Origin of the sequence: Klebsiella sp. CN_Kp113 (assembly GCF_040064585.1) — a bacterium.
Taxonomy (GTDB): Bacteria; Pseudomonadota; Gammaproteobacteria; order Enterobacterales; family Enterobacteriaceae; genus Klebsiella; species Klebsiella michiganensis.
On record NZ_JBEAID010000031.1, the window covers coordinates 81,891 to 90,742 of the forward strand.

Here is an 8,852-nt window from a genome sequence, read left to right on the forward strand (position 1 = left end):
GCCAACTTTTCCTTTGATTTATATCAACTTACCGCCGTCTGTAACCCATAAGGTAGCCAGGGTTAATATGAATTATTAGAGGTGTCTATGAGTCACTCTTCAATCCCGGAGAAGACTAACAGTTCAGTCATTAGCGACTGGCGTCCCGAAGATCCTGAATTCTGGCAGCAGCGCGGTCATCGCGTCGCCAGCCGCAATCTGTGGATCTCCGTCCCGTGTCTTTTGCTGGCATTCTGCGTCTGGATGTTGTTCAGCGCCGTTGCCGTCAACCTGAATAAAGTCGGCTTTCAGTTTACCACCGACCAGTTGTTTATGCTGACCGCGCTCCCGGCGCTCTCCGGCGCGCTGCTGCGCGTGCCTTACGCGTTTATGGTGCCGCTGTTCGGCGGACGTCGCTGGACCGCGTTCAGTACCGGGATCATGATCGTGCCCTGCGTCTGGTTAGGCTTCGCGGTACAGGATACCTCTACGCCCTTCAGCGTTTTCGTGATTATTTCTCTGCTCTGCGGTTTTGCGGGGGCGAACTTTGCTTCCAGTATGGCTAACATCAGCTTCTTCTTTCCGAAACAGAAGCAGGGCGGCGCGCTGGGCATCAACGGCGGCCTCGGGAACATGGGCGTCAGCGTAATGCAGCTGGTTGCCCCTCTGGTGATTTCGCTGTCGATCTTCGCCGTCTTTGGTGGTACCGGCAGCGAGCAGCCGGACGGCTCCATGCTGTATCTGGAAAACGCGGCGTGGATCTGGGTGCCGTTCCTGATTATCTTCACCCTGGCGGCGTGGTTCTTTATGAACGATCTGTCGGCGTCGAAGGCGTCGCTGAGCGAGCAGCTACCGGTACTGAAGCGCGCCCATCTGTGGATTATGGCGCTGCTCTATCTTGCCACCTTCGGCTCGTTTATCGGCTTCTCGGCGGGCTTCGCCATGCTGTCGAAGACCCAGTTTCCGGATGTGCAGATTCTGCATTACGCGTTCTTCGGGCCGTTTATCGGCGCCCTGGCGCGCTCGACCGGCGGGGCGATCTCCGACCGCCTCGGCGGGACTCGCGTGACGCTGGTGAACTTCGTGGTTATGGCTATCTTCTGCGGCCTGCTGTTCCTGACGCTGCCGACCCACGGCGAGGGCGGCAACTTTATTGCCTTCTTCGCGGTATTTATGGTGCTGTTCCTGACCGCCGGTCTGGGCAGCGCGTCTACCTTCCAGATGATCTCGGTTATCTTCCGCAAAATGACCATGGATCGCGTTAAGGCGCAGGGCGGCAGCGAAGCGCAGGCCATGCGTGAAGCGGCGACCGATACGGCGGCGGCGCTGGGCTTTATTTCGGCGATTGGCGCGATTGGCGGCTTCTTTATTCCAAAAGCGTTTGGTATTTCGCTGGATTTAACCGGCTCACCGGCCGGCGCTATGAAGGTCTTCCTGGTGTTCTATATCGCCTGCGTGGTGATTACCTGGGCAGTCTACGGACGCAAGCAGAAATAATATTTCTTTCTGAGTTTCTGCAAAGGGCGCAACGGTATTTGCGCCCTTTTTAGCGTTTATTTTTTAGTTACAACATACTAATGGTATAGGGTAATTTTAAAAGCCCCCTGAAGTCACAGAAAAAATGACTTCAGGGGTATCTACCCCTTAATACCATGGCGGATCGCTAATCCTTATTTTCTGCAGGCTTTTATGAAAAATATCTTTGTTAATCAATAAAATAAAAAATAGAAATAAATACTACTTTGGTGGTAATTACTGTGTTAACCCGTTTTTATAAGCCATATCGTCTTGATCGTTATCAATTCTCTCCCTCTTTCATAGCGTTACCTTCGCTGCAAATCCAGCAATGTCGATTTATCAGAGAGCCGTCAGGCTCCACACAGGAGAGACCCGATGAGTAAATTCCTGGACCGGTTTCGCTACTTCAAACAGAAGGGTGAAACCTTTGCCGATGGGCACGGCCAGCTTCTAAAAACCAACCGGGACTGGGAGGATGGATACCGTCAACGTTGGCAGCACGATAAAGTTGTGCGCTCCACCCACGGTGTCAACTGCACCGGTTCGTGCAGCTGGAAGATTTATGTCAAAAATGGCCTGGTTACCTGGGAAACCCAGCAGACAGACTATCCGCGCACCCGTCCGGATATGCCAAACCACGAGCCGCGCGGCTGCCCGCGCGGTGCCAGCTACTCCTGGTATCTTTACAGCGCCAACCGCCTGAAGTATCCGCTGATGCGCAAACGCCTGATGAAAATGTGGCGTGAAGCGAAAGTTCAGCACAGCGATCCGGTGGATGCCTGGGCCTCTATTATTGAAGACGCCGACAAAGCGAAAAGCTTTAAGCAGGCGCGCGGCCGCGGCGGTTTCGTGCGTTCGTCCTGGCAGGAAGTGAACGAGCTGATTGCCGCCTCTAACGTCTACACCGTCAAAACCTACGGCCCGGACCGCGTGGCCGGCTTCTCGCCTATTCCGGCGATGTCAATGGTCTCCTATGCCTCCGGCGCGCGCTATCTGTCGCTGATCGGCGGCACCTGCCTGAGCTTCTACGACTGGTACTGCGACCTGCCGCCTGCGTCACCGCAGACCTGGGGCGAGCAGACCGACGTGCCGGAATCCGCCGACTGGTATAACTCCAGCTATATTATCGCCTGGGGTTCCAACGTTCCGCAGACCCGTACCCCGGATGCCCACTTCTTTACCGAAGTGCGCTACAAAGGTACCAAAACCGTTGCCATCACCCCTGACTACGCCGAAATCGCCAAGCTCTGCGATCTGTGGCTGGCGCCGAAGCAGGGTACCGATGCGGCGATGGCGCTGGCGATGGGCCACGTCATGCTGCGCGAGTTCCATCTCGACAAACCGAGCCAGTATTTCACCGATTACGTGCGCCGCTACACCGACATGCCGATGCTGGTGATGCTTGAAGAGCGCGACGGCTATTACGCGGCGGGCCGCATGCTGCGCGCGGCTGACCTGGTGGATGCATTAGGTCAGGAAACGAACCCGGAATGGAAAACCGTCGCTTTTGATGAGAAGGGCGAAATCACCGTACCGAACGGCTCTATCGGCTTCCGCTGGGGCGACAAAGGCAAGTGGAACCTGGAACAGCGCGACGGCAAAACCGGCGAAGACGTTGAGCTGCGCCTGAGCCTGCTGGGCGGCCACGACGATATCGCCAACGTCGGCTTCCCGTATTTTGGCGGCGAAGGCACCGAGCACTTTAATAAAGTCGAGCTGGAAAACGTGCTGCTGCACAAACTGCCGGTCAAACGCCTGCAGAAGGCCGATGGCTCTAGCGTGCTGGTCACCACCGTCTACGACCTGACCATGGCGAACTACGGTCTGGATCGCGGTCTTGGCGATGAAAACTGCGCCAGCAGCTACGATGACGTCAAAGCGTATACCCCAGCGTGGGCGGAGAAAATCACCGGCGTTTCCCGGGCGCACATTATCCGTACCGCGCGGGAGTTTGCCGATAACGCCGATAAGACCCACGGCCGTTCGATGATTATCGTCGGCGCCGGTCTGAACCACTGGTTCCACCTCGATATGAACTATCGCGGTCTTATCAATATGCTGATCTTCTGCGGCTGCGTCGGTCAGAGCGGCGGCGGCTGGGCGCACTATGTCGGCCAGGAAAAATTGCGTCCGCAGACCGGATGGCAGCCGCTGGCGTTTGCTCTCGACTGGCAGCGTCCGGCGCGTCATATGAACAGCACGTCGTACTTCTATAACCACTCCAGCCAGTGGCGCTACGAAACCGTGACCGCACAGGAACTGCTGTCGCCGTTAGCGGATAAATCCCGCTACAGCGGCCACCTGATTGACTTCAACGTGCGCGCTGAACGTATGGGCTGGCTGCCGTCGGCGCCGCAGCTGGGCACCAACCCGCTGCGCATCGCGGAAGAGGCGAAGAAAGCGGGCATGACGCCGGTCGATTACACCGTCAAATCCCTGAAAGAGGGTTCCATTCGCTTTGCCGCAGAGCAGCCGGAAAACGGTAAAAACCATCCGCGCAACCTGTTTATCTGGCGTTCTAACCTGCTGGGCTCTTCCGGTAAGGGCCACGAGTACATGCTGAAGTACCTGCTGGGTACGGAAAACGGTATTCAGGGCAAAGATCTCGGTAAGCAGGGCGGCGTGAAGCCGGAAGAAGTGGAGTGGAAAGACAACGGTCTCGACGGCAAGCTGGATCTGGTGGTGACACTCGATTTCCGTCTGTCGAGCACCTGCCTCTATTCCGACATCGTGCTGCCGACCGCCACCTGGTATGAAAAAGACGACATGAATACCTCGGATATGCATCCGTTTATTCATCCGCTATCAGCCGCCGTCGACCCGGCCTGGGAATCGAAAAGCGACTGGGATATCTACAAAGATATCGCGAAGAAATTCTCTGAAGTCTGCGTGGGGCACCTCGGCAAAGAGACCGACGTGGTGACGCTGCCTATCCAGCACGACTCCGCCGCCGAACTGGCGCAGCCGCTGGACGTTAAGGACTGGAAAAAAGGCGAATGTGACCTGATTCCTGGGAAAACCGCGCCGCATATTCTGACCGTCGAGCGCGATTATCCGGCGACATACGAACGCTTCACTTCTATCGGCCCGCTGATGGAGAAAATCGGCAACGGCGGGAAAGGCATCGCCTGGAATACCCAGAGCGAAATGGATTTGCTGCGCAAGCTCAACTACACCAAAGCGGACGGCCCGGCGAAAGGCCAGCCGATGCTTAACACCGCAATTGATGCGGCAGAGATGATCCTGACCCTGGCGCCGGAGACCAACGGCCACGTGGCGGTGAAAGCCTGGGCGGCGCTCAGCGAATTTACCGGTCGCGACCATACGCATCTGGCGACGAATAAAGAAGAGGAAAAAATCCGCTTCCGCGATATTCAGGCCCAGCCGCGCAAAATTATCTCCAGCCCGACCTGGTCCGGACTCGAAGATGAGCACGTTTCCTATAACGCCGGCTACACCAACGTTCACGAACTGATCCCGTGGCGTACGCTTTCCGGCCGCCAGCAGCTGTATCAGGATCACCAGTGGATGCGTGATTTCGGCGAAAGCCTGCTGGTCTATCGTCCGCCAATTGATACCCGTTCGGTGAAAACGGTGATGGGGGCGAAATCCAACGGCAACCCGGAGAAGGCGTTGAACTTCCTGACGCCGCACCAGAAGTGGGGTATTCACTCCACCTACAGCGACAACCTGCTGATGCTGACGCTGTCGCGCGGCGGGCCGATTGTGTGGATGAGCGAAGCGGACGCCAAAGATCTGGGGATTGAGGATAACGACTGGATCGAGGTGTTCAACAGCAACGGCGCGCTGACCGCCCGCGCGGTGGTCAGCCAGCGCGTGCCGGCCGGGATGACCATGATGTACCACGCCCAGGAGCGTATCGTAAACCTGCCGGGTTCCGAGATCACCGAGCAGCGCGGCGGGATCCACAACTCCGTGACCCGTATTACGCCGAAGCCGACCCATATGATCGGCGGCTATGCCCAGCTGGCCTACGGCTTTAACTACTACGGCACGGTAGGGTCTAACCGCGATGAGTTCGTGGTGGTACGTAAGATGAAGAATATTAACTGGTTAGATGGCGAAGGTAATGACCAGGTACAGGAGAGCGTAAAATGAAAATTCGTTCACAAGTCGGCATGGTGCTGAATCTCGATAAGTGCATCGGCTGTCATACCTGCTCGGTCACCTGTAAAAACGTCTGGACCAGCCGCGAGGGTATGGAGTACGCGTGGTTCAACAACGTTGAAAGTAAACCGGGCGTCGGTTTCCCGAACGACTGGGAGAATCAGGAGAAGTGGAAGGGCGGCTGGATCCGTAAGATCAACGGCAAGCTACAGCCGCGCATGGGCAACCGCGCGATGCTGCTCGGTAAAATCTTTGCTAACCCGCATCTGCCGGGCATCGACGACTACTACGAGCCGTTTGACTACGACTACCAGAACCTGCACAACGCGCCGGAAAGCAAACACCAGCCGATCGCCCGCCCGCGCTCGCTGATCACCGGCCAGCGGATGGATAAAATCACCAGCGGTCCAAACTGGGAAGAAATTCTGGGCGGCGAGTTCGAGAAACGCGCCAAAGACCAGAACTTTGAGAACATGCAGAAGGCGATGTACGGCCAGTTCGAAAACACCTTCATGATGTATCTACCGCGTCTGTGCGAGCACTGCCTGAACCCGGCGTGCGTGGCGACCTGCCCGAGCGGCGCCATCTACAAACGTGAAGAAGACGGCATCGTACTGATCGACCAGGACAAGTGCCGCGGCTGGCGTATGTGCATCACCGGCTGTCCGTACAAGAAAATCTACTTCAACTGGAAGAGCGGGAAATCGGAGAAGTGCATCTTCTGCTACCCGCGTATCGAATCCGGGATGCCGACCGTTTGCTCGGAAACCTGCGTGGGGCGTATTCGCTACCTCGGCGTGCTGCTGTATGACGCGGACGCCATTGAAAATGCCGCCAGCACGGAGAATGAGAAAGACCTGTATCAGCGTCAGCTGGACGTGTTCCTCAACCCGAACGACCCGAAAGTGATTGAGCAAGCGCTGAAAGACGGCGTGCCGCAGGGCGTTATCGACGCAGCCCAGCAGTCGCCGGTGTACAAAATGGCGATGGACTGGAAGCTGGCGCTGCCGCTGCATCCGGAATATCGCACCCTGCCGATGGTCTGGTATGTGCCGCCTCTGTCGCCGATTCAGTCGGCCGCCGACGCGGGGGAACTGGGCAGCAACGGTATTCTGCCGGACGTGGAAAGCCTGCGTATCCCGGTTCAGTATCTGGCCAACCTGCTGACCGCGGGCGATACCCAGCCGGTGCTGCTGGCGCTGAAACGCATGCTGGCGATGCGCCACTTCAAACGCGCGGAAACCGTCGACGGCGTACTGGATACCCGGGCGCTGGAAGAGGTAGGCCTCACTGAAGCCCAGGCGCAGGAGATGTATCGCTATCTGGCTATCGCTAACTACGAAGACCGTTTCGTGGTGCCGAGCAGCCACCGCGAGCAGGCCCGCGACGCCTTCCCGGAGAAAAACGGTTGCGGCTTTACCTTCGGCGACGGCTGCCACGGTTCTGACAGCCAGTTCAATCTGTTTAACAGCCGCCGTATCGATGCTATCGACGTCACCAGCAAAACGGAGCCGCACCCATGATTGAACTCGTCATTGTGTCGCGCCTTCTCGAGTACCCTGACGCTGCCTTATGGCAGCATCAGCAGGAGCTGTTTGACGCTATCGCCGCTTCGGAAAAGCTCGCGCCGGAGGATGCCCATAAGCTGAGCGTTTTCCTGCGTGACCTGACCGCTCAGGATGTGCTGGACGCGCAGTCTCGCTATAGCGAACTGTTCGATCGCGGCCGCGCGACCTCGCTGCTGCTGTTTGAGCACGTGCACGGCGAATCCCGCGATCGCGGCCAGGCAATGGTTGACCTGATGGCGCAGTATGAGCGCCACGGTCTGCAGCTGGATAGCCGCGAATTGCCGGATCATCTCCCGCTGTACCTGGAGTATCTGGCGCAGCTGCCGGAAGCGGAAGCGCTCGGCGGATTGCAGGACGTCGCGCCGATTCTCGGCCTGCTCAGCGCTCGCCTGCAGCAGCGCGAGAGCGGCTACGCGGCGCTGTTTGAGCTGCTGCTCAAGCTGGCTAACGCGCAGGTCGATAGCCAGAAAGTGGCGGAAAAAATCGCCGATGAAGCCCGCGACGATACGCCGCAGGCGCTGGACGCCGTCTGGGAAGAAGAACAGGTGAAATTCTTTGCCGATCAGGGCTGCGGCGAGTCGGAGATCTCCGCTCACCAGCGTCGTTTTGCCGGAGCCGTTGCCCCGCAATATTTGAATATCTCTAACGGAGGACAGCAATAATGCACTTCCTGAATATGTTCTTCTTTGACATCTATCCGTATATCGCCGGTACGGTGTTCCTGGTGGGAAGCTGGCTGCGTTATGACTACGGGCAGTATACCTGGCGTGCGGCCTCCAGCCAGATGCTGGACCGTAAAGGGATGAATCTGGCTTCGAACCTGTTTCATATCGGGATTCTGGGGATCTTTGCCGGTCACTTTCTCGGTATGCTGACGCCGCACTGGATGTACGAATCCTTCCTGCCGGTCGACGTGAAGCAGAAGATGGCGATGATTGCGGGCGGCGCCTGCGGCGTGATGACGCTGGTGGGCGGTCTGCTGCTGCTGAAACGTCGTCTGCTGAGCCCGCGCGTGCGCGCCACCACCACCGGAGCGGATATTCTGATCCTCTCCCTGCTGATGGTGCAGTGCGCCCTGGGCCTGCTGACTATTCCGTTCTCCGCTCAGCATATGGACGGTAGCGAAATGATGAAGCTGGTCGGCTGGGCGCAGTCGGTGGTGACCTTCCACGGCGGAGCATCTTCGCACCTGGACGGCGTGGCGTTTATTTTCCGCGTGCACCTGGTGCTGGGCATGACGCTGTTTGTGCTGTTCCCGTTCTCCCGTCTGGTGCATATCTGGAGCGCGCCGGTGGAGTACCTGACGCGCAAATACCAGATTGTTCGCGCCCGTCGCTAATTCTATTTCGAGTAAAGCTAAACCCTGCTGCGGCAGGGTTTTTCATTTGTGCGGTCTGCTCCCGGCGGGGCACATATGGCAGAAATACAGAATCAGTTCTGGAGAAATAAAAGAGCTAACTAAGACGGTTTTGATAATTTGATTTTGCTGAGGTACTGCAAGGAAGTGATGGTGGTGGGGGAAGGATTACTCGGCGCGTTGCGCCTCGCCCTTCGGGTCGTTGCCTGCGGCAACGCTTTCTCGCTCCGCTCGAACCTTAGTCGAAGCTTCTCATCCTTCCCGCATGGGATGGATATGGGGCACTGAGCGAAGTGTGAATT

General features: G+C 57.5%; 5 protein-coding genes and 1 other RNA gene. 5 read left to right on the forward strand and 1 reads right to left on the reverse strand.

Features of this window, described 5'->3' with window-relative positions; all coding sequences use genetic code 11:
- The first annotated feature begins 87 nt into the window (after window positions 1-87).
- From ABLV30_RS20665 to narI, 5 genes are all read left to right on the forward strand, one after another.
- Window positions 88-1,476 carry a NarK family nitrate/nitrite MFS transporter gene (locus tag ABLV30_RS20665; protein ID WP_004851854.1) on the forward strand — a complete coding sequence of 463 codons (1,389 nt, stop codon included), beginning with the start codon at window positions 88-90 and terminating at the stop codon, window positions 1,474-1,476.
- Window positions 1,477-1,872: 396 nt separating this feature from the next.
- Window positions 1,873-5,616 carry a nitrate reductase subunit alpha gene (locus tag ABLV30_RS20670; protein WP_014229745.1) on the forward strand — a complete coding sequence of 1,248 codons (3,744 nt, stop codon included), beginning with the start codon at window positions 1,873-1,875 and terminating at the stop codon, window positions 5,614-5,616.
- Window positions 5,613-7,148: a nitrate reductase subunit beta gene (gene narH / locus ABLV30_RS20675; protein WP_014838755.1), complete on the forward strand. Its 1,536-nt coding sequence runs from the start codon at window positions 5,613-5,615 to the stop codon at window positions 7,146-7,148. Before ABLV30_RS20670 ends, narH begins: the two co-directional genes overlap by 4 nt.
- Window positions 7,145-7,855, forward strand: coding sequence for a nitrate reductase molybdenum cofactor assembly chaperone (gene narJ, locus ABLV30_RS20680; protein ID WP_014229743.1), 711 nt, complete (start codon window positions 7,145-7,147; stop codon window positions 7,853-7,855). The genes narH and narJ overlap by 4 nt, the downstream gene beginning before the upstream one ends.
- The gene (gene narI / locus ABLV30_RS20685) at window positions 7,855-8,532 is read left to right on the forward strand and encodes a respiratory nitrate reductase subunit gamma (protein WP_014229742.1); all 678 of its coding nucleotides are present in this window, start codon (window positions 7,855-7,857) and stop codon (window positions 8,530-8,532) included. Before narJ ends, narI begins: the two co-directional genes overlap by 1 nt.
- Before the next feature lie 169 nt (window positions 8,533-8,701).
- Here the strand turns inward: narI and ABLV30_RS20690 are convergent.
- Window positions 8,702-8,827, reverse strand: a non-coding RNA gene (locus tag ABLV30_RS20690) — RtT sRNA.
- Window positions 8,828-8,852 lie beyond the last annotated feature (25 nt).

Excerpts from the sequence above, each read along its gene's own strand:
- ABLV30_RS20665 (WP_004851854.1), top strand. The coding sequence starts at position 88 with ATGAGTCACTCTTCAATCCCGGAGAAGACTAACAGTTCAGTCATTAGC.
- narJ (WP_014229743.1), top strand. The coding sequence starts at position 7,145 with ATGATTGAACTCGTCATTGTGTCGCGCCTTCTCGAGTACCCTGACGCT.
- narH (WP_014838755.1), top strand. The coding sequence starts at position 5,613 with ATGAAAATTCGTTCACAAGTCGGCATGGTGCTGAATCTCGATAAGTGC.
- ABLV30_RS20670 (WP_014229745.1), top strand. The coding sequence starts at position 1,873 with ATGAGTAAATTCCTGGACCGGTTTCGCTACTTCAAACAGAAGGGTGAA.
- narI (WP_014229742.1), top strand. The coding sequence starts at position 7,855 with ATGCACTTCCTGAATATGTTCTTCTTTGACATCTATCCGTATATCGCC.